Source organism: Micromonospora sp. NBC_01739, from assembly GCF_035920385.1.
Taxonomy (GTDB): domain Bacteria; phylum Actinomycetota; class Actinomycetes; order Mycobacteriales; family Micromonosporaceae; genus Micromonospora.
On sequence record NZ_CP109151.1, the window covers coordinates 6,042,757 to 6,060,219 of the forward strand.

The window sequence follows — 17,463 nt, forward strand, 5'->3', positions numbered from 1 at the left end:
CCATGGCGGCGCAGGTACGTGTTCTTCGTCAACGCATTCGCTCGGCGAAGGGGATGAAGAAGATCACCAAGGCGATGGAGCTCGTGGCGACGAGCCGGATCGCCAAGGCTCAGGCCCGGGTGGAGGCGTCCCTGCCGTACGCCCAGGCCATCACCGGCGTGCTCACCGCGCTGGCGTCCAACGCCTCGGTCGACCACCCGATGCTGACCCCGCGCGAGCGGGTTCGGCGGGCGGGCGTGCTGCTGGTAACCGCCGACCGAGGTCTGGCCGGCGGTTACAGCACCAACGCCATCAAGACCGCGGAGTCGCTGATCGCGCGGCTCAAGGAGGACGGCAAGGAGCCGGTGCTCTACGTCGTCGGGCGTAAGGGCGTGTCGTTCTACCGGTTCCGTAACCGGCCGATCGAGGCCAGTTGGACGGGCTTCTCCGAGCAGCCGTCGTTCGCCGACGCCCGCGAGGTGGGCGACACCCTGGTCAAGGCGTTCACCGCCGGTGCGGATGACGTCGACGGCGGTCCGGGTGCCGACGGTGTGCTCGGGGTGGACGAACTGCACATCGTCTTCACCGAGTTCAAGTCGCTGATGACCCAGACGCCGGTGACCCGGATCATCGGGCCGTTGCAGGTCGAGGAGCGGCCCCGGTCGGAGGCCACCCCCGGCCTGCTGCCGGACTACGAGTTCGAGCCGGACGCGGAGGAACTGCTCGACGCGCTGCTGCCGAAGTACATCAACACGCGGATCTACGCGGCGTTGCTGGAGTCGGCGGCCAGCGAGTCGGCGGCCCGTCGGCGGGCGATGAAGAGCGCCACGGACAACGCCGAAGAGATGATCGACAAGTACACGCGTGAGATGAACTCGGCCCGCCAGGCCGGGATCACCCAGGAGATCAGCGAGATCGTCGGCGGCGCGAACGCGCTGGCCGCGTCGGGAAGTGAAGTGTGATGACTGCCCCAGTAGAGACCAAGACGGCCACTGGTCGCGTGGTCCGGGTCATTGGCCCGGTCGTCGACGCCGAGTTCCCGCGCGACGCCATGCCGGACCTCTTCAACGCCCTGCACGTGGACGTGACCCTCTCCGGCGGCGAGAAGACGCTGACCCTGGAGGTCGCCCAGCACCTGGGTGACAACCTGGTCCGCGCGATCTCGATGCAGCCCACGGACGGTCTGGTCCGGGGTGCCGAGGTTCGTGACACCGGCTACCCGATCCGGGTGCCGGTCGGTGACGCCGTCAAGGGTCACGTCTTCAACGCGATCGGCGAGTGCCTCAACCTCACCGAGGGCGAGACCATCCAGGCCGACGACCACTGGGGCATCCACCGCAAGGCCCCGGCCTTCGCGGACCTGGAGCCGAAGACCGAGATGCTGGAGACCGGCATCAAGGTCATCGACCTGCTGGCCCCGTACGTCAAGGGTGGCAAGATCGGCCTGTTCGGCGGTGCCGGCGTGGGCAAGACGGTGCTCATCCAGGAGATGATCACCCGGGTGGCCCGTAACTTCGGTGGTACCTCGGTCTTCGCCGGTGTGGGTGAGCGGACCCGTGAGGGCAACGACCTCATCCACGAGATGACCGACTCGGGCGTCATCGACAAGACCGCCCTGGTCTACGGCCAGATGGACGAGCCGCCGGGCACCCGGCTCCGGGTCGCCCTCTCCGCCCTGACCATGGCGGAGTACTTCCGGGACGTGAAGAAGCAGGAGGTGCTGCTCTTCATCGACAACATCTTCCGCTTCACCCAGGCCGGTTCCGAGGTCTCCACCCTGCTGGGCCGGATGCCCAGCGCGGTGGGTTACCAGCCGACCCTGGCCGACGAGATGGGCGAGCTCCAGGAGCGGATCACCTCCGTCCGGGGCCAGGCCATCACCTCGATGCAGGCGATCTACGTGCCGGCGGACGACTACACCGACCCCGCTCCGGCCACCACCTTCGCCCACCTGGACGCGACCACCAACCTGGAGCGGTCGATCTCCGACAAGGGCATCTACCCGGCGGTGGACCCGCTGGCCTCCTCGTCGCGGATCCTGGCCCCCGAGTTCGTCGGCCAGGAGCACTTCCAGGTGGCCAGCGAGGTCAAGCGGATCCTCCAGCGGTACAAGGACCTGCAGGACATCATCGCCATCCTGGGCATCGAGGAACTCTCCGAGGAAGACAAGATCACGGTCCAGCGGGCCCGGCGGATCGAGCGCTTCCTGTCGCAGAACACCTACGCGGCGGAGCAGTTCACCGGCGTGCCCGGCTCGACGGTCCCGATCAAGGAGACCATCGAGGCGTTCCGGAAGATCAGCGAGGGGGAGTACGACCACTTCCCCGAGCAGGCGTTCTTCATGTGCGGTGGGCTCGACGACCTGGAGAAGAAGGCCGCCGAGCTGATGAAGGGCTGACCCTTCGCACAGTTGCGTTGACGAAAAGGACCGCCCCGGACAACTCCGGGGCGGTCTTTTCGCTCGGCTTGAACAGATTCTGTCGCCGCTGTCCGGTTTTCGGTGCTCGGCGATCACGTAACTCGCGAGATACCGTCTATTCCACGCTCATTCGCCGATGAGCGGTGACCGTGTTCAACCATTCGGATGCGCGTACCCGTATCCCCTGTGGGATGCGACGAACGGAGATGCTCGTGGGTAAGGCCGGCAGGCGCGACAAGCGCGGTGGGCGTTCGTCGATCTGGCGTGGCGTGCCGGGCTGGGCCAGGTTCTGCACCATCTTCGGTGTCGTGTTGATGATGCTCAGCGGCACCTCACTGGTCGGTGCCGAGGCGTTGATGGCCCGCTACGAGGGAGCGATCGGCAAGGCGGACCTCTTCGGCGACCAGGCGGCCGGGGCCAGTGAGCGCAAGAGCGACATCAAGGGGCCGCTCAACATCCTGCTGGTCGGCATCGACCCCCGCAACGACCGGACCGCACCGCTGGCCGACGCGATCATGGTGCTGCACGTGCCGGAGGAGTTGGACCGGGCCTACCTCTTCTCCATGCCCCGCGACCTCTACGTGGAGATCCCTGCGTACCCCCGGGCGAACTTCAACGGTGCCACCTCCAAGCTGAACGACGCGATGTCCTTCGGCAGCCGGGTGCCCGACGGCGGCAAGCCGGACCCGGCGCGGGGCTTCGAACTGCTGGCCACCACGGTGCAGAACGTCACCGGGATCAAGCGGTTCGACGCCGGTGCCATCATCAACTTCTCCGGCTTCCAGAAGATCGTCGACGCGATGGGCGGCGTCACGATGAACATCGAGCGGGAGGTCCGCTCCGAGCACCGGGAGCCGGACGGCAAGCACCGTAAGGGCAACCCCAACGGCGAGGGCTACATCGGGCCGCAGGCCGTCTACCCCAAGGGCAAGCAGCACCTGAGCGGGTGGCAGGCGCTGGACTACGTCCGCCAGCGGTACCCGAAGAACGGTGTGCCCGACGGTGACTACGGCCGTCAGCGACACCAGCAGCAGTTCGTCAAGGCGATGGCCGCCCAGGCCTTCAGCGCCGACGTGGTGACCAACCCCGTCAAGCTGGACCGGGTGCTGCGGGCCGCCGGCGAGTCGCTGATCTTCAGCGGGCGGGGCCACAGCGTGGTCGACTTCGGGCTGGCCCTCAAGGACATCCGTCCCGGCAACATCCAGATGATCAAGCTTCCGGGTGGCGGGGTCTTCGGCAACCGGAACAACTACCTCGGCGAGAAGTTCGAGCCCGAGGTGGAGGACTTCTTCGTGGCGTTGGAGCGGGGCCTGCTGGATCCGTTCCTTCTCGAACATCCCAAGCTGGTGAACAAGGGCTGAATCGTGGTGCACGTCTCGGCACCCGGCTGTAACACAGGTCCGCAGGGTGACTAGACTTTCCCCAATCCGCCTCAGCAAGGAGACAGCGTGGCAGAGCAGCTCAACGTCCAGCTCGTGGCCGTAGAGGAGAAGGTCTGGTCCGGCAAGGCCGAGATGGTCATGGCCCGGACGACCGAAGGTGAGCTGGGTGTGCTGCCGGGGCACGCGCCCCTGCTCGGTCAGCTCGCCGAGCCCGGCCGAGTACGCATCAAGCTCCCCGGCGGCGAGCAGCTCGCCTACGAGGTGTCCGGCGGCTTCCTGTCCGTGAACGGGCAGGGCGTCACCGTCCTCGCCGAGAGCGCCACCCCGGCCTCCGTCACTTCGGACAACTGAGCCGATCCGCCGATGGAGATCGTGGAAGGGATCGGAATCGGCTTCGCCGTCATTCTCGGCGCGATCCTGTTCCTCTTCATCCGGCGGGCACTTGTCACCCGAAGCGGGGGCATCATCCGGCTCAGCGTCCGGACCTCCACCATGCTCGACGGCCGCGGATGGTCGCCCGGTTTCGGCAGGTTCGTCGGGGACGAACTCCGCTGGTACCGGATGGTCAGTTTCGCCGTACGCCCCAAGCGGGTGCTCTCCCGTGAGGGGCTGAACGTGGAGCGGCGGCGGCTGCCGGAGGGACAGGAACGGATGTCCATGCCGGCGGACTGGATCATCCTCCGCTGTACGAGTCGACACGCCCCGGTCGAGATCGCCATGGCGCGATCCACCGTCACCGGGTTCCTATCCTGGCTCGAGGCCGCTCCTCCGGGGGCGGTCTCGCCACGTCTGATCCCTCAACAGGACTGGCCCGCAGCCTGACCCGCCAAGTCCGACGGCTCGACCGCCGATTGACTCGGCCGGTCGGTATCTAAGGCCGTTGGTCCGCTTGTGCGGTTGGTCCCTTGGCCGTCGAGGTCCGGCGCCATTGGTCGGGCGCCTGGCTCAACGGCTGACTGCCGGATGGCTCACCTGAGTAATTTGGGCTTGTTTCGGCGATTTGCCCGCGCAATCGGCGCAATCCGCGCAAGCGGGGCCTCAGGCGCGCACCAAATGCGGGTGATCGACTCCGTTTCGCCGGAATGGCGGGGTCCGGCCCGACGGGATACCGCCATTTCGGCGAAACGGCGCGAGCCCTCCGCCCGTCGGGGCTCAGGTGCACGGCGCTCGGGTCCGACTCGGCCCGCAGGGCTCGGCCCTCGTGGCTCGGGCTCGGGCTCGGGCTCGGGCTCGGGAATGGTGGCGGCTGGCGGGTGGTTGGACATCCCTGACCGGCCGATGCAGGCCGCCTGAGCTGGGCAGATGGCTCCGTGAGTGTCTGGCCCGGCGGGAATGATGGCGGGCAGCCGGTCGTTGTACATGGTCCCGGCGCCACGAAGGGCCATGCCCCGTGCGAAGCCCTCCGGTCCGCGAAGGGCCCGGGTCTCGTGCGTGAAGTGCCCCGGCCCCGTGTGTCAGCCGGTGATTCTTCCCCCCTGTTTTCAGCGCCTGATGGCGTTTGCACGCACCCGATCCCCCTTTCGTGGTGTGTGTCTACCCCCGAATGGAGCTTGGTCATGAACTCGATCTTCCGTAACAGTGTGCTCGGTATTGCTGGTGTGGCCCTCGCCGGTGGTGTCTTCGCTGGCCCGGTGGCTGCTCAGGCGGACGCCACTCCGGTGAAGTCGAGTCCGGTGGCCGTCGCGCAGGCCGAAAAGCCGAAGGCTGACAAGCCCGATACGGGCAAGTTGATTCCGCATGGTGTGCAGGGCAGGCAGTCCCGCATCGATCTGGACGCTGAGCAGGTCGCGAACACGAAGGCGATCATCGCGGCCACGAAGAAGAACGGCATGGACGAACGCGCCGCGGTGGTGTCGATCGCGACGGCGTTGCAGGAGTCGAAGTTGGAGAACCTGGGTCACCTGGGTGACCGCAACGACCACGACTCCCAGGGCTTGTTCCAGCAGCGGCCGTCCAGTGGTTGGGGCACGGTGGAGCAGATCACCGATCCCGAGTACTCCACGACCGCGTTCCTGAAGGGCCTCAAGCAGGTTGATGGTTGGCAGGACATGCCGTTGACCAAGGCCGCCCAGGCCGTGCAGGTGTCGGCGTACCCGGACCACTACGCCCAGTGGGAGCAGATGGCCGCCGACCTGGTAGCCCAGCACTGGAACAGCTGACAGGCAACAACTGACCCCGATAGACAACGCGAAGAGCCGGTACCCGATCTCGGGTGCCGGCTCTTCGGCGTCTTCGCATCAGGTCAGCTCGGTGACCCGGGCGCGGAGCCAGTCGACGACAGCCTCGGTGACCGCCGGGTCGACCGGGTTGCGGATCTCCCGGCGGTACGCCCCCAGGGACGCCCGGCCCGGCTGGTGGCGCAGCACGTGGGTGACGTCCGGCAGGAGCCGGGTCTGCACCGGGCCGCCCGCGTGCTCGGCGATCAGGGTCAGGTCGGCCGGGTCCACCTGAAGGTCCTTGGTGCCGGTGACGGCGAGGATCGGCGCGCTGATGCGGGCGAGGTCGGGCCGGGGGTCGTACCGCAGGAACTCCCGCATCCACTTCGCGTTGATCCGCTGCCCGCCCATCCGTGTCACGTCGCCGGTGGTGGCCAGGATCTTCTCGTGGTTGCGGGACACCCTGGCCACCAGGTCCAGACGCATGAGCCGCAGTAGCAGGCGTACCGGGGCGGGCAGGCTGGGCAGGATCTGGGCTGTCTGCCAGCGCAGCACCTCGGCACCGAGCCGGGCACTGCTGGAGAGCAGGACCAGCCCGGCGGTGGTCACGCCACGCGCGGCGAGCACGGTGGCGGTCAGTGCCCCCTCGCTGTGCCCGACCAGGAACAGCGCCCCGCTGTCCACGTCTGCCTCGGCCCCCAGGGCGGCGAAGGCCGCCTGGGCGTCGTCCACGTTGTCGTGGAACCCGGTGGGCCAGAACCCGCCGGAGCTCTCGCCGATTCCACGCCGGTCGTACCGCAGGGTGGCGACACCTGCGGTGGCCAGCGCGGCGGCCAGGTCCCGCTGGATGCCGACGCGCATCCGGCGGTGGTCGCCGTCGCGGTTCAGCGGCCCGGAGCCGGGCAGCAGCAGGGCGGTGGGGTGGGGGCCCGGACCGTCCGGCAGGGTCAGGGTGCCGACCAGGCGGTGACCGGCAGAGTCGAAGGTCAGTTCGCGCTCGGTGCTCACCGGCGTACCGCCTCGGCCACGGCGGCCGCGTCGTCGGCGCCGATGACCAGGGCGTCGTACCGCTGGCCGGTCAGGGTGATGCGCACGGCCGGTTGGTTGGCGCGGACGCTGACGAACTCCTTGCCGGCCCGGCCGCGCCAGGTGCCGACCTTGCGGGCGCCGGGCAGGCCGAGGCCGGGTGCCCGGATGCCTCGGGGGGCGCGCAGGCCGTCGGGCTGCACGGTGACGGCGGTTACGGCGGAACGCGGAACGGTGACGTCGCCCCGGAGCGCCCACAGCTTCTCGGCAGGGGTGAGCCGGACGCGGATCGAATCGGGGGTGAGGTCGATGGCGGCCATCGGCGCTCCTTAGTGCTCGCTATAATCTCGTCAGTGAGAACATTATCAGAAGCGAGAACAACGGGGAGGCGAGTGTGGCCCTCGACACTGCTGAGCTGCTGCTACATCCGGTACGACTGCGGATCGTCCAGGCATTTCTGGGCGGCCGGACGCTGACCACCGCCGACCTACGGGGAGAACTGGCGGACGTGCCCCCGGCGACCCTGTACCGGCAGGTCGGCACCCTCGCCGGTCACGGGGTTCTGCGGTCGGTCGGGGAACGGCGGATCCGGGGTGCGATCGAGCGCAGCTACCAGTTGGACGAGGCGGCGGCTGCGGTGGACGCCGAGGCGATCCGCGGGATGACCCCGGAGCAGCACCGCCGGGCCTTCCTCACCTTCGTCGCCGGGCTGCTGGCCGACTTCGACCGCTATCTGGACAACGGTGGCGGGGACCTGGCCCGGGATCTGGTCGGCTACCGGCAGAACGCGTTCTACGCCAGCGACGCCGAGGTGGTCCAGTTCATCACCCGGTTGCGGGAGCTGTTCGCCGAGTACGCGGCCTTGGGGCCGGGGCCGGACCGGGTGCGGCGGTTGTTCACCACCCTGCTGCTCCCCGCTCAGGCAGACGGGCCGGGCACCGTGCCGTCGGAGGCCACCAACTCCACCTCGTAACCCTGCCCGTCGGCCAGGTAGGCGGCGTAGGTGCCGGCGCCACCGGCGTACGGGTGACGGTCGGGAAAGAGCAGTTCCCAGCCGTACGCCGGGGCCTGCTCGACAAGCCGGTCCACCGCGGCGGGTGGACCGGCGTGAAAGGCCAGATGGTTCAGCCAGCCCCAACTGTGCATTGCCGCGCCCAGGTCGGGTACCCAGACCTCCACGTGGTGCAGGGCGCCGACCGTCACCGGCCTCCGCCGGGGACCCATAGCACGTCTCCGTCCGGATTTGCCGTTCTTGACAGGATAAAGAGCAGATCCGACAGCCGGTTGAGATACTTTGCCGGAAGGAGGCTGGTCCGGTCGGGGTCGTGTGCGACGAGCGCCCACGCCGACCGCTCGGCGCGCCGGGCGATCGTCCGCGCCGCGTGCAGCAGCGCCGCGCCCGCGGTGCCGCCGGGGAGGATGAAGGAGTCGAGCGTGCTCAGGCGTCCGTTGAACTCGTCGCACCAGCCCTCAAGGCGCTCGACGTACTCCTCGGTGACTCGCAGCGGCGGGTACTTGGGGTCCGGCTCGACCGGGGTGGACAGGTCGGCGCCCACGTCGAACAGGTCGTTCTGGATCTGCCCCAGCACCGTACGCAGGGACTCGTCGAGCTGCCCCAGGGCCAGTGCCACGCCGAGCGCCGCGTTGCACTCGTCGACATCGGCGTACGCGCAGATCCGTGGATCGGTCTTCGACACCTGCTCGTTGTTGCTCAACCTGGTCATGCCGGCGTCGCCGGCCTTGGTGTAGATGCGCGTGAGGTGGACGGCCATGACGCACAGCCTACGGATACCCGACCTGACCATCCCGACGCGCCCGCAGCCGGGCACCGGCTGGTCCGCCGGGGTCGGACCGGGCGACGCGGGCGACCCGGCGATATCGGATGTCGACGTCATCCGGGTCAACGGGGCGGCCCGACTGGCCGGCACGGTGCACGTGGTCGGCGCCAAGAACTCCGCGTTGAAGCTGATGGCCGCCGCCCTGCTGGCCCCGGGTCGAAGCGTGATCACCAACGTGCCGCGGATCACCGACATCGCCATCATGGGGGAGGTGCTGCGCCGACTCGGCTGCGACGTGCGGTTCGACGCGGACGACCCGGTGGACCCGATGGTCGCGGGCGGGGGAGTGCCCCGCTCCCGTTCGGTGTCCATCGAGGTGCCGGAGCAGCCGGGGGTGGAGGCCGACTACGACCTGGTACGTCGGCTGCGCGCCTCGATCTGCGTACTCGGTCCACTGCTGGCCCGGCGCGGCTACGTACGGGTGGCCCACCCGGGCGGGGACGCCATCGGCTCGCGAGGGCTGGACATGCACATCGCCGGGCTCACCCGGATGGGCGCGGACATCTCCGGTGAGCACGGCTTCGTGATCGCCTCCGCTCCGCAGGGGCTGCACGGCGCGGAGATCACCCTGGACTTCCCCAGTGTCGGGGCCACCGAGAACCTGGTGATGGCGGCGGTGCTGGCCAACGGGACCACCGTGATCGACAACGCGGCCCGGGAGCCGGAGATCGTGGACCTCTGCACCATGCTCATCCGGATGGGGGCGCTGATCGAGGGCGAGGGCACCTCCACCATCACGGTCGTCGGGGTGCCCCGGCTGCAGCCGGTGCGGCACGCGACCGTGGGGGACCGGATCGTCGCCGGCACCTGGGCCTTCGGGGCGGCGATGACCCGCGGCGACGTCACCGTGACCGGCCTGGACCCGAGCTTCCTGGAGATCGCGCTGGACAAGGTGGTCGCGGCCGGTGGGCTGGTGGAGACCCGGGCCAACGCCTTCCGGGTACGGATGGATGACCGGCCCCGGGCGGTGGACGTGGTGACCCTGCCCTATCCGGGCTTCGCCACCGACCTGCTGCCGATGGCGATCGGTCTGGCCGCGCTCAGCGAGGGCGCCTCCCTGATCACGGAGAACATCTTCGACGGCCGGTTCATGTTCGCCAACGAGATGATGCGCCTCGGCGCGGACATCAAGACCGACGGGCATCACGCGGTCGTACGCGGCCGTGAACAGCTCTCCGGCGCACCGGTTCGGGCCACGGACATCCGGGCCGGCGCTGGACTGATCATCGCCGGGCTCTGTGCCGACGGGGTGACCGAGGTGTCCCATGTGCACCACGTGGATCGGGGCTATCCCGACTTCGTAGCCGACCTGCGGGCCCTCGGCATCGAGGTCGAGCGAGCCACCGCGCCGGAGGAGCCGGAACTGAGCATCTGAGCCTAAGCCTGAGCCGCCGGGCCGTCCGGCTGAACCGCCTTAGCGGTCGTTCAGTACCGCCGACTAGGGTCTGTGTCGAGAGTCCTCGGTCGAGCCGAGGGCTTCGCAGGATGCAGGCAGAGACTCCGAATCGCAGCGAGGGAGCAACAGATGGCGGGTCGACTCGCGGTTGTCGGTGCCGGGCTGATGGGCTCGGGCATCGCCCAGGTGGCGGCGCAGGCAGGCTGGCAGGTGACCCTGCGGGATCTGGACGAGGCGGCGACGCAGCGCGGCCTGGACGGCATCCGGACCTCACTGACCCGGTTCGCCGACAAGGGCAAGATCTCCGCCGAGGAGGTCGAGGCGACCCTGGGACGGATCACCCCGACCACCGACCTGGAGGCGGCGGCGGAGGCGGACATCGTCGTCGAGGCGGTCTTCGAGCGGCTGGAGATCAAGCACGAGGTGTTCCGGGCGCTGGACCGGATCTGCAAGTCGGACGCGATCCTGGCCACCAACACCTCGGCCATCCCGGTGACCCAGATCGCGACCGTCACCGAGCGTCCGGAGGCGGTGGTCGGCACCCACTTCTTCTCCCCGGTGCCGATGATGAAGCTCTGCGAACTGGTCCGCGGCTACAAGACCAGCGACGCGACCCTGGAGGCGGTCAAGTCCTTCGCGGAGGGGATCGGCAAGACCGTCGTGGTGGTCAACCGGGACATCGCCGGCTTCGTCACCACCCGACTGATCTGCGCCCTGGCCATGGAGGCGGTCCGGCTGGTCGAGGCCGGGGTGATCTCCGCCGAGGACCTGGACACCGCCTGCAAGCTCGGCTTCGGGCACGCCATGGGCCCGCTGGCCACGGTCGACCTGACCGGTGTGGACGTGCTGCTGAACGCCACCCGCAACATCTACACCGACACCGCCGACGAGAAGTTCTTCCCGCCGGAGCTGCTCCAGCGCATGGCCACCGCCGGTGACCTGGGCCGCAAGTCCGGCCAGGGCTTCTACTCGTACTGAGGGTGTGATGTAAGGAAGGGCACCTTCTTAACGCCTCGTGCATAGGAAGGGCCCCTTATTAACAAGATCAGCTGGATCTCGTTAATAAGGGGCCCTTCCTTGCACCGTCAGCCGTCGCGGCGGGTGGTCCAGCGGAAGGTGGTCAGGCAGAGCACCAGGCCGATCACGCACCACAGGCCCAGCACCAGCGCGACCCGGGTCAGCTCGAAGGAGCCGCCCGGCTCGCTGGCGCCGAAGCTCTCCGGCAGGAAGACCGCGCGCAGGCCCTGGCACATCCACTTGAGCGGGAAGATGGCCGCCACCTGCTGCATCCAGCTTGGCAGGTTGGTGAAGACGAAGAAGACCCCGGAGATGAACTGGAGCACCAGGGCGATCGGGGTGACCACGGCCGAGCCGCTGCGCGCCGTACGGGCCAGCGAGGAGATCGCGATGCCGCACAGGGTGCAGGCGGTGACCCCCAGCGCGCTGACCCAGCCGAAGGTCAGCCAGGCCGAGGCCGTGGAGGGCAGGTCCAGGTCGAACAGCAGCACCGAGACGGTGAGCAGCAGGGCGGTCATCACCAGCCCGGTCACCAGCACCATGATCACCTTGCCGGCGAACCAGACCCACTTCGGCATCGGGGTGCCCCGGTAGCGCTTGAGCACTCCCCGGTCCCGCTCGATGGGGATCCAGATGCCGAGGTTCTGGAAGCTGACCGTCATCAGGCCGGTGGCGATCATGCCGGTGATGAAGTACTGGGTGTAGCTCACCCCGCTGCCCAGGTCGCCGTCGAAGATCGACGCGAAGATCAGCACCATGATGATCGGGAACCCGAGGGTGAACACGACGGATTCCCGGCTGCGCAGGAACTGCCGGATCTCCAACCGCCCCTGCCGCAGGGCGAGACTTGCCGGCCCCGGCCGACGGGCGGGCGCGGCGGCGGCGACCGGGGGCGCCGACTTCGTCGTGGTGGTCATCGGTGTCCGATCATCCGCAGGTAGATGTCCTCAAGGGTGGGCCGGGTGACGGTCAGGCCGGGCACCTCGCCACCGAGCCGCGCGGCCAACTCCGCCACCAGCGCCGTCGGCGTCGCGCTCTGCGCGCTCTCCAGGGTGCCCTCGGGGGTACGCCAGGAGACCGTGGCCAGGGCCTCCTGCCGGTTGCCGAGGCTGTTCGGCGGGGCCACCTCGACCAGTCGGCCGCCCGCGATGACCCCTACCCGGTCGGCCAGGGCCTCGGCCTCGTCTAGGTAGTGGGTGGTGAGCACGATGGTGGTGCCGGCTGCGGAGAGGTCCCGGATCAGATCCCAGAACTCGCGGCGGGCCTCCGGGTCGAAACCGGTCGTCGGCTCGTCGAGGAAGAGCAGTTCAGGGCGGCCGATGATGCCCAGGGCGACATCCAGTCGGCGCTTCTGCCCACCGGAGAGGGTGTGCGTACGGGCGCGGGCCTTACCGGCCAGGCCGACCCGGGCGATCACCTTGTCCGGGTCGTCGGCGTCCGGATAGAAGGCGGAGAAGTGGCGGACCACCTCGGCGACGGTCAGTTCGTCGAACTCGCCGGTGCCCTGGAGCACGATGCCCACTCGGGCCCGCCACTGCGGGGTGGCCTCGGGCGGGTCGACCCCGAGCACCCGCACCTCACCGGCGTCCCGGTGCCGGTAGCCCTCCAGGATCTCCACCGTGGTGCTCTTGCCGGCACCGTTCGGCCCCAGCAGGGCGAACACCTCGCCCCGGTGGACGTCCAGGTCCAGCCCGGCCACCGCGACATTGTCGCCGTACGCCTTGCGCAGCCCTCGGACGTGGATCGCGACCTCGTCACTCATGACCTCAAGTGTGCGACCTGCACCGGCGGATCACCTGCACCGGGGGTGGTGGTTCCCGCCACCACCCCCGGGGTGTTAAGCGGGGCCCCTTCCTCTACCGCAGGCGTTAAGAAGGGGCCCTTCCTTACTGCCCTTCCTTACCCCTCAGCGGGGGTTGTAGGTCATGCAGTCGGCCATGTCCGCGTCCGGGCCGACCCGGATCGAGGGAGCCTGGCACTCCAACTGCTCGTTGTGTCGGCAGTCGGCCCGTTTGCAGGCCCCCACCTGGGCCTTCTGGCCGTCCGCACCGGCCCGGATGGCCGGCATCTCGATGAAGGTGTGGCAGTGGGCGTGGTCCATGCTGCCGATCGTGATGGCGAACGCGTGACAGTCGTTGGTGTGGTTGTACGCGCAGGCGGCCACCACACACTCCTGGACGCGCGGCATCTCCAAGGCTGCGGTCATCGCGACCTCCTCTAGGTATTTGCCTGATTTTAGGCATCTGGGAGATCTGTGTGGTCCGGTTCGCGGGATCCGGCCACCGGCCTAGCCCGCGCCGAGCACCTCGGAGAGCAGGGCCGGTTCGAGACCGCGTTCGGCCAGACCGGCCAGGATGTGCGGCAGCGCCTCGTCGGTCATCGGGGCGTTGGCCTCGGTGACGTGCAGGACGATCACCGAGCCGGGGCGTACCTGGTCCAGCACGGCCCGCACGATCGGCTGCCAGGCGGTGGCGAAGGGGTCTCCGCTGACCACGTCGCCGTCGACGACCGTCAGGCCGAGGGGGGCTAGTGCGGTCAGCGCCGCCCGGTCGTGGCAGAGCCCGGGGAACCGGAAGTACCGGGTCTGCCGACCGCCGTAGGCGCTGACCAGGTCGAAGGTGCGGGCCACGTCGGCGGTCATCTTCCGGCGGTCGATGCGGGGCAGTCCGTAGCAGTCCGCGGTGAAGGCCAGGTGCCCGTAGGTGTGGTTGGCCAACTCGAACCGCGGGTTGGCGGCCAGTCGCCGGGTCACCTTCGGGTACTGCTCCACCCACATGCCGGTGAGGAAGAAGGTGGCCGGGACACCCTCCCGCTCCAGCCGGTCGATGATCTTCAGATTGGCGTACGAGGTGACGGCACCGCTGCGTAGCTGGCGTCGCATCGCGTCGGTCATGTCCGCGTCGAAGGTCAGCGCCACCTTGTTTCCCCGACGTGGGCCGTGGTCGACCACCGGGGGCAGCGCGTCCGTCCGGGTAGCGCCGGGCAGGGTCCCGGCCGGCGGGGTGGACGATGCACTCGACGGGTTGGCCGACGCCTCGGACCGGTCACTGGCCTCCGCCTCGACGAACCTGGCGCCGGACTCGGACCGCTGCCCGAGGTCGGCACCCTCGGGCTGACGCAGGGGGTTAAGGACGGCCAGCAGGGTCAGGGCACCGAGGACGGCGGCCAGGGTCGCCAGAAGCGGAACGCGGGAAGTCTTCACGGACACCGGAGGATGATGTCAACCGTGCCCGGCGGGCAACATCATCCGGCCCGGCAGCGCCTGGGGCGGGGCCGGAGGCGCAGCGGGTACCCCCGGGTCAGACCCGGAAGCCGGCCTCCCGGGCGGCCCGGCGTTCCCGGCGGCGTTCCGCCCTACGGCGCAGGAACCACGGCAGAAAGAGCAGGAAGGCGACCAGGAACACCAGCACCAGCACCGGCAGGATGATCGCCACCAGGGACATCACCACACTCGTGGCGTCCTCGGCGGTGCTCGCCACCGGGGCCCCGATGCCGGCCGTGGCCGCGTTGATGACCGGCCGGGCGGCGGACTTGAGCAGGTGGATGCCGAGGGCGATGGCCACCCCGACCAGCACCGGCACCCACTGGCCCCCACTGGCGAAGAAGCTGTCGGGATCGCTGACGGTCACCGTCTCGGCGGCCGAGCCGGCACCGAAGGCCAGGCCGCCCGCCGTCGGACGGACCACGGTCTGCACCACGTCGTTGACATGGTCCACCACGGGCACCTTGTCCGCGACGACCTCGACGACCAGCAGGGCGGCGAGGATGGCCAGCACCCAGCCGTTACCCAGCCACTGCCAGCCCCCGGGCAGGTCGATCACGCTGGTGTAGCGGGCCAGCCCGCCCATCAGCAGCAGCGGGATGTACGCGTTCAATCCCGCCGAGGCGGCCAGTCCGGTACCGGTGAGCAGTTCGAGCACCATCTCAGCATGGCACCGGCACGCCAGTGGCGCTCGACGGCGATCCCCGGTGCCTCCGCTACCCTCGTCGGGTGCGGTTGGTGATTGCGAAATGCTCGGTGGACTATGTCGGACGGCTCTCGGCCCACCTGCCGCCGGCCACCCGGTTGCTGATGGTGAAGGCGGACGGGTCGGTGTCGATCCACGCCGACGACCGGGCCTACAAACCCCTGAACTGGATGAGCCCGCCCTGTCGGCTGGAGGAGGCCCCCGGGGTGTGGCGGGTGGTCAACAAGGCCGGTGAGGAGCTGCGGATCACCCTGGAGGAGATCTTCCAGGACACCTCGTACGAGCTGGGCGTCGACCCGGGGCTGCGCAAGGACGGGGTGGAGGCCCACCTTCAGGAGTTGCTGGCCGCCAACCCGGAGACTCTGGGCGAGGGGTTCACCTTGATCCGCCGGGAGTACATGACCGCGATCGGCCCGGTGGACCTGCTCTGCCGGGACGCCAACGGAGGCACGGTCGCGGTCGAGGTCAAGCGGCGCGGCGAGATCGACGGGGTGGAGCAGCTCACCCGCTACCTGGAACTGCTCAACCGGGACCCGCTGCTCGCCCCGGTTTCCGGGGTCTTCGCCGCCCAGGAGATCAAGCCGCAGGCCCGGGTGCTCGCCACGGACCGGGGGATCCGCTGTGTGGCGGTGAACTACGACCGGCTGCGCGGCATCGAACGTGACGAGCTGACCCTCTTCTAGAGCTTCCGGCCGTACAGCAGCTTGACCGCCTTGACCAGGCGGTCGACGTCGGCCTGGGTCCGCTCGAAGGTGGTCGACGGCAGCAGGGAGCGGGCCCGCCGGCGGGTGATCGACTTGGCCCGGCCGAACTCCCGCAGCCCGTCCTCGCCGTGGATGCGACCGAAGCCGGACTCGCCGACCCCGCCGAAGGGCAGGGTGGACATCCCGGCGAAGGTCAGGGTGGAGTTGATCGAGGCCATGCCGGAGCGCAGGCGTCGGGCGATGGCCACCGCCCGTCGCTCACCGAAGACCGAACCCCCCAGGCCGTACGGCAGGGCGTTGGCCCGCCGCAGAGCCTCGTCGGCGTCGCGGACCCGGTTGATGGTCACCGTGGGTCCGAAGGTCTCCTCGCGTACGGCGGCGGAGTCCTCCGGCACCTCGACCAGCACGGTCGGGTGGGCGTATGGCGGCCGTACCGAATCCGGGCCGCCGAGTGCGGCCCGTCCGCCCCGGGCCAGGGCGTCGGAGATGTGCCGGCGGATGACCTCAAGTTGGCTCGGCATGGTGATCGGCCCGATGTCGGTGCCCTCCGGGCCCACGGTCAGTCGCCCGGCCCGCTCGACCACCTTCTCCACGAAGGCGTCGAAGACCGGCTCCACCGCGTAGACCCGCTCGATGCCGATGCAGGTCTGCCCGGCGTTGGTCATCGCACCCCAGACGCACGCCTCCGCGGCGGCGTCCAGGTCGGCGTCGACATCCACGATCATGGCGTCCTTGCCGCCGGCCTCCAGCAGCACCGGGGTCAGGGACTCGGCGCAGGCCGCCATGACCTTCTTCGCGGTGGCCGTGGAGCCGGTGAAGGCCACCTTGTCGACCCCGCTGCGGCACAGGGCGGCACCGATGTCCCCCAGCCCGTGCACGGCGGTGAAGACGGGCTGTTCCGGCACCACCTCGGCGAAGGTGTCGACCATCCACTGCCCGACGAGGGGGGTGTATTCGCTGGGCTTGAAGACCACCGCGTTACCGGCCGCCATCGCGTACGCGGCCGAGCCGATCGGGGTGAAGACGGGATAGTTCCAGGGGCCGATGACCCCGATCACCCCGTGCGGCTGGTACTCCAGGTGGGCGGTGAACTCCGCCAGGATGAGCCGGGAGCGCAGCTTGCGGGGGCCGAGTACCCGGCGGGCGTTGCGGGCCGCCCAGTCGACATGCTCCACCGCGGTGACGATCTCCACGATGGCGTCCGCGACCGGCTTGCCGCCCTCGAGGTGCACCAGTTCCGCCAACTGCTCCATCCGCTGCACGAGCAGTCGCCGCCAGCGCAGCAGCCGGTCGCGTCGGCCGTCGAAGCCCAGCCCGGCCCACCACTGACCGGCGGTGCGGGCCCGCGCGACGGCCTGCTCCACCTCGGCGGGGGTGGACAGCGGCAACCGGCCGGCCTCCGCGCCGGTCGCCGGGCTGGTCGAGATCAGTTGATCGCCCTCGATCACCGGGGTGCCGGGCAGATGCACAGCCGTCATGGCGGAAGTCTAGACCCGAAACCTACTCACCGGTAGGACGGGCTCGGTCCGGGTCAAGTCCGGGCGAACGCCGTATTGGCGGCCATGGAAGTGACGAACG

General features: G+C 69.4%; 20 protein-coding genes. 10 read left to right on the top strand and 10 right to left on the bottom strand.

Translation table 11 applies throughout. The annotated features are described in order from the left end of the window. Positions 1 to 2: 2 nt before the first annotated feature. From OIE53_RS27450 to OIE53_RS27475, 6 genes are all read left to right on the top strand, one after another. Complete coding sequence (locus tag OIE53_RS27450) at positions 3 to 941, top strand: F0F1 ATP synthase subunit gamma (protein WP_327024324.1); 939 nt, start codon at positions 3 to 5, stop codon at positions 939 to 941. Then, positions 941 to 2,377 carry a F0F1 ATP synthase subunit beta gene (atpD, locus tag OIE53_RS27455; RefSeq protein WP_327024325.1) on the top strand — a complete coding sequence of 479 codons (1,437 nt, stop codon included), beginning with the start codon at positions 941 to 943 and terminating at the stop codon, positions 2,375 to 2,377. The genes OIE53_RS27450 and atpD overlap by 1 nt, the downstream gene beginning before the upstream one ends. 227 nt (positions 2,378 to 2,604) lie before the next feature. Further along, entirely contained in the window at positions 2,605 to 3,759 is a 1,155-nt protein-coding gene (locus OIE53_RS27460; RefSeq protein ID WP_327027451.1) for an LCP family protein, read from the top strand. Between the two features lie 87 nt (positions 3,760 to 3,846). Next, complete coding sequence (locus OIE53_RS27465) at positions 3,847 to 4,131, top strand: F0F1 ATP synthase subunit epsilon (protein ID WP_327024326.1); 285 nt, start codon at positions 3,847 to 3,849, stop codon at positions 4,129 to 4,131. 12 nt (positions 4,132 to 4,143) lie between these two features. Beyond that, on the top strand, positions 4,144 to 4,602 hold the full coding sequence (locus tag OIE53_RS27470) for a DUF2550 domain-containing protein (protein WP_327024327.1): 459 nt from the start codon (positions 4,144 to 4,146) through the stop codon (positions 4,600 to 4,602). A gap of 734 nt (positions 4,603 to 5,336) precedes the next feature. Further along, complete coding sequence (locus tag OIE53_RS27475) at positions 5,337 to 5,939, top strand: hypothetical protein (protein ID WP_327024328.1); 603 nt, start codon at positions 5,337 to 5,339, stop codon at positions 5,937 to 5,939. A 78-nt stretch (positions 5,940 to 6,017) separates the two neighbouring features. Here OIE53_RS27475 and OIE53_RS27480 read toward each other — a convergent pair whose 3' ends face one another. Continuing rightward, positions 6,018 to 6,944: an alpha/beta hydrolase gene (locus OIE53_RS27480; RefSeq protein WP_327024329.1), complete on the bottom strand. Its 927-nt coding sequence runs from the start codon at positions 6,942 to 6,944 to the stop codon at positions 6,018 to 6,020. After that, positions 6,941 to 7,282 carry a hypothetical protein gene (locus OIE53_RS27485; RefSeq protein ID WP_327024330.1) on the bottom strand — a complete coding sequence of 114 codons (342 nt, stop codon included), beginning with the start codon at positions 7,280 to 7,282 and terminating at the stop codon, positions 6,941 to 6,943. Before OIE53_RS27485 ends, OIE53_RS27480 begins: the two co-directional genes overlap by 4 nt. A 74-nt stretch (positions 7,283 to 7,356) precedes the next feature. Between OIE53_RS27485 and OIE53_RS27490 the strand changes: the two genes are divergently transcribed. After that, a complete protein-coding gene (locus OIE53_RS27490; protein WP_327024331.1) occupies positions 7,357 to 7,935 on the top strand; it encodes a helix-turn-helix domain-containing protein in 579 nt (192 codons plus the stop codon). Here OIE53_RS27490 and OIE53_RS27495 read toward each other — a convergent pair. Then, entirely contained in the window at positions 7,881 to 8,165 is a 285-nt protein-coding gene (locus OIE53_RS27495) for a hypothetical protein (RefSeq protein ID WP_442791360.1), read from the bottom strand. The two genes, OIE53_RS27490 and OIE53_RS27495, sit on opposite strands and share 55 nt — an antisense overlap. Further along, positions 8,162 to 8,734, bottom strand: a complete 573-nt coding sequence (locus tag OIE53_RS27500) for a cob(I)yrinic acid a,c-diamide adenosyltransferase (RefSeq protein ID WP_327024333.1) — start codon at positions 8,732 to 8,734, stop codon at positions 8,162 to 8,164. The genes OIE53_RS27495 and OIE53_RS27500 overlap by 4 nt, the downstream gene beginning before the upstream one ends. Between OIE53_RS27500 and murA the strand changes: the two genes are divergently transcribed. Both murA and OIE53_RS27510 read left to right on the top strand, forming a co-directional pair. Next, positions 8,733 to 10,175, top strand: coding sequence for a UDP-N-acetylglucosamine 1-carboxyvinyltransferase (murA, locus tag OIE53_RS27505; RefSeq protein ID WP_327024334.1), 1,443 nt, complete (start codon positions 8,733 to 8,735; stop codon positions 10,173 to 10,175). The two genes, OIE53_RS27500 and murA, sit on opposite strands and share 2 nt — an antisense overlap. A gap of 150 nt (positions 10,176 to 10,325) precedes the next feature. Beyond that, entirely contained in the window at positions 10,326 to 11,174 is an 849-nt protein-coding gene (locus OIE53_RS27510; RefSeq protein ID WP_327024335.1) for a 3-hydroxyacyl-CoA dehydrogenase family protein, read from the top strand. A 107-nt stretch (positions 11,175 to 11,281) separates the two neighbouring features. Here the strand turns inward: OIE53_RS27510 and OIE53_RS27515 are convergent, their stop codons facing one another. The 5 genes from OIE53_RS27515 to OIE53_RS27535 form a co-directional block, all read right to left on the bottom strand. Beyond that, on the bottom strand, positions 11,282 to 12,130 hold the full coding sequence (locus tag OIE53_RS27515; protein WP_327024336.1) for an ABC transporter permease: 849 nt from the start codon (positions 12,128 to 12,130) through the stop codon (positions 11,282 to 11,284). Beyond that, positions 12,127 to 12,975, bottom strand: coding sequence for an ABC transporter ATP-binding protein (locus OIE53_RS27520; RefSeq protein ID WP_327024337.1), 849 nt, complete (start codon positions 12,973 to 12,975; stop codon positions 12,127 to 12,129). Before OIE53_RS27520 ends, OIE53_RS27515 begins: the two co-directional genes overlap by 4 nt. Before the next feature lie 144 nt (positions 12,976 to 13,119). After that, entirely contained in the window at positions 13,120 to 13,419 is a 300-nt protein-coding gene (locus tag OIE53_RS27525; RefSeq protein WP_327024338.1) for a DUF1540 domain-containing protein, read from the bottom strand. Positions 13,420 to 13,500: 81 nt separating this feature from the next. Continuing rightward, positions 13,501 to 14,421 (bottom strand): polysaccharide deacetylase family protein, encoded by a 921-nt coding sequence (locus OIE53_RS27530; protein ID WP_327024339.1) that lies wholly within the window; start codon positions 14,419 to 14,421, stop codon positions 13,501 to 13,503. Positions 14,422 to 14,512: 91 nt separating this feature from the next. Continuing rightward, a complete protein-coding gene (locus tag OIE53_RS27535) occupies positions 14,513 to 15,133 on the bottom strand; it encodes a DUF4126 domain-containing protein (protein ID WP_327027452.1) in 621 nt (206 codons plus the stop codon). A gap of 71 nt (positions 15,134 to 15,204) precedes the next feature. On the opposite strand from OIE53_RS27535, the gene nucS reads away from it, so the two are divergent. Next, a complete protein-coding gene (gene nucS / locus OIE53_RS27540) occupies positions 15,205 to 15,864 on the top strand; it encodes an endonuclease NucS (protein WP_327024340.1) in 660 nt (219 codons plus the stop codon). Here the strand turns inward: nucS and OIE53_RS27545 are convergent. Further along, the gene (locus OIE53_RS27545) at positions 15,861 to 17,363 is read right to left on the bottom strand and encodes an aldehyde dehydrogenase family protein (RefSeq protein ID WP_327024341.1); all 1,503 of its coding nucleotides are present in this window, start codon (positions 17,361 to 17,363) and stop codon (positions 15,861 to 15,863) included. The two genes, nucS and OIE53_RS27545, sit on opposite strands and share 4 nt — an antisense overlap. Positions 17,364 to 17,463 lie beyond the last annotated feature (100 nt).

What these genes read in the sequence shown, in the direction of transcription:
- OIE53_RS27485 (WP_327024330.1), bottom strand. Translation starts at nt 7,282, where the DNA reads ATGGCCGCCATCGACCTCACCCCCGATTCGATCCGCGTCCGGCTCACC.
- OIE53_RS27475 (WP_327024328.1), top strand. Translation starts at nt 5,337, where the DNA reads ATGAACTCGATCTTCCGTAACAGTGTGCTCGGTATTGCTGGTGTGGCC.
- OIE53_RS27460 (WP_327027451.1), top strand. Translation starts at nt 2,605, where the DNA reads ATGCTCGTGGGTAAGGCCGGCAGGCGCGACAAGCGCGGTGGGCGTTCG.
- OIE53_RS27520 (WP_327024337.1), bottom strand. Translation starts at nt 12,975, where the DNA reads ATGAGTGACGAGGTCGCGATCCACGTCCGAGGGCTGCGCAAGGCGTAC.
- OIE53_RS27450 (WP_327024324.1), top strand. Translation starts at nt 3, where the DNA reads ATGGCGGCGCAGGTACGTGTTCTTCGTCAACGCATTCGCTCGGCGAAG.
- OIE53_RS27510 (WP_327024335.1), top strand. Translation starts at nt 10,326, where the DNA reads ATGGCGGGTCGACTCGCGGTTGTCGGTGCCGGGCTGATGGGCTCGGGC.
- atpD (WP_327024325.1), top strand. Translation starts at nt 941, where the DNA reads ATGACTGCCCCAGTAGAGACCAAGACGGCCACTGGTCGCGTGGTCCGG.
- OIE53_RS27470 (WP_327024327.1), top strand. Translation starts at nt 4,144, where the DNA reads ATGGAGATCGTGGAAGGGATCGGAATCGGCTTCGCCGTCATTCTCGGC.
- OIE53_RS27515 (WP_327024336.1), bottom strand. Translation starts at nt 12,130, where the DNA reads ATGACCACCACGACGAAGTCGGCGCCCCCGGTCGCCGCCGCCGCGCCC.
- murA (WP_327024334.1), top strand. Translation starts at nt 8,733, where the DNA reads ATGACGCACAGCCTACGGATACCCGACCTGACCATCCCGACGCGCCCG.
- OIE53_RS27545 (WP_327024341.1), bottom strand. Translation starts at nt 17,363, where the DNA reads ATGACGGCTGTGCATCTGCCCGGCACCCCGGTGATCGAGGGCGATCAA.
- OIE53_RS27500 (WP_327024333.1), bottom strand. Translation starts at nt 8,734, where the DNA reads ATGGCCGTCCACCTCACGCGCATCTACACCAAGGCCGGCGACGCCGGC.
- OIE53_RS27525 (WP_327024338.1), bottom strand. Translation starts at nt 13,419, where the DNA reads ATGACCGCAGCCTTGGAGATGCCGCGCGTCCAGGAGTGTGTGGTGGCC.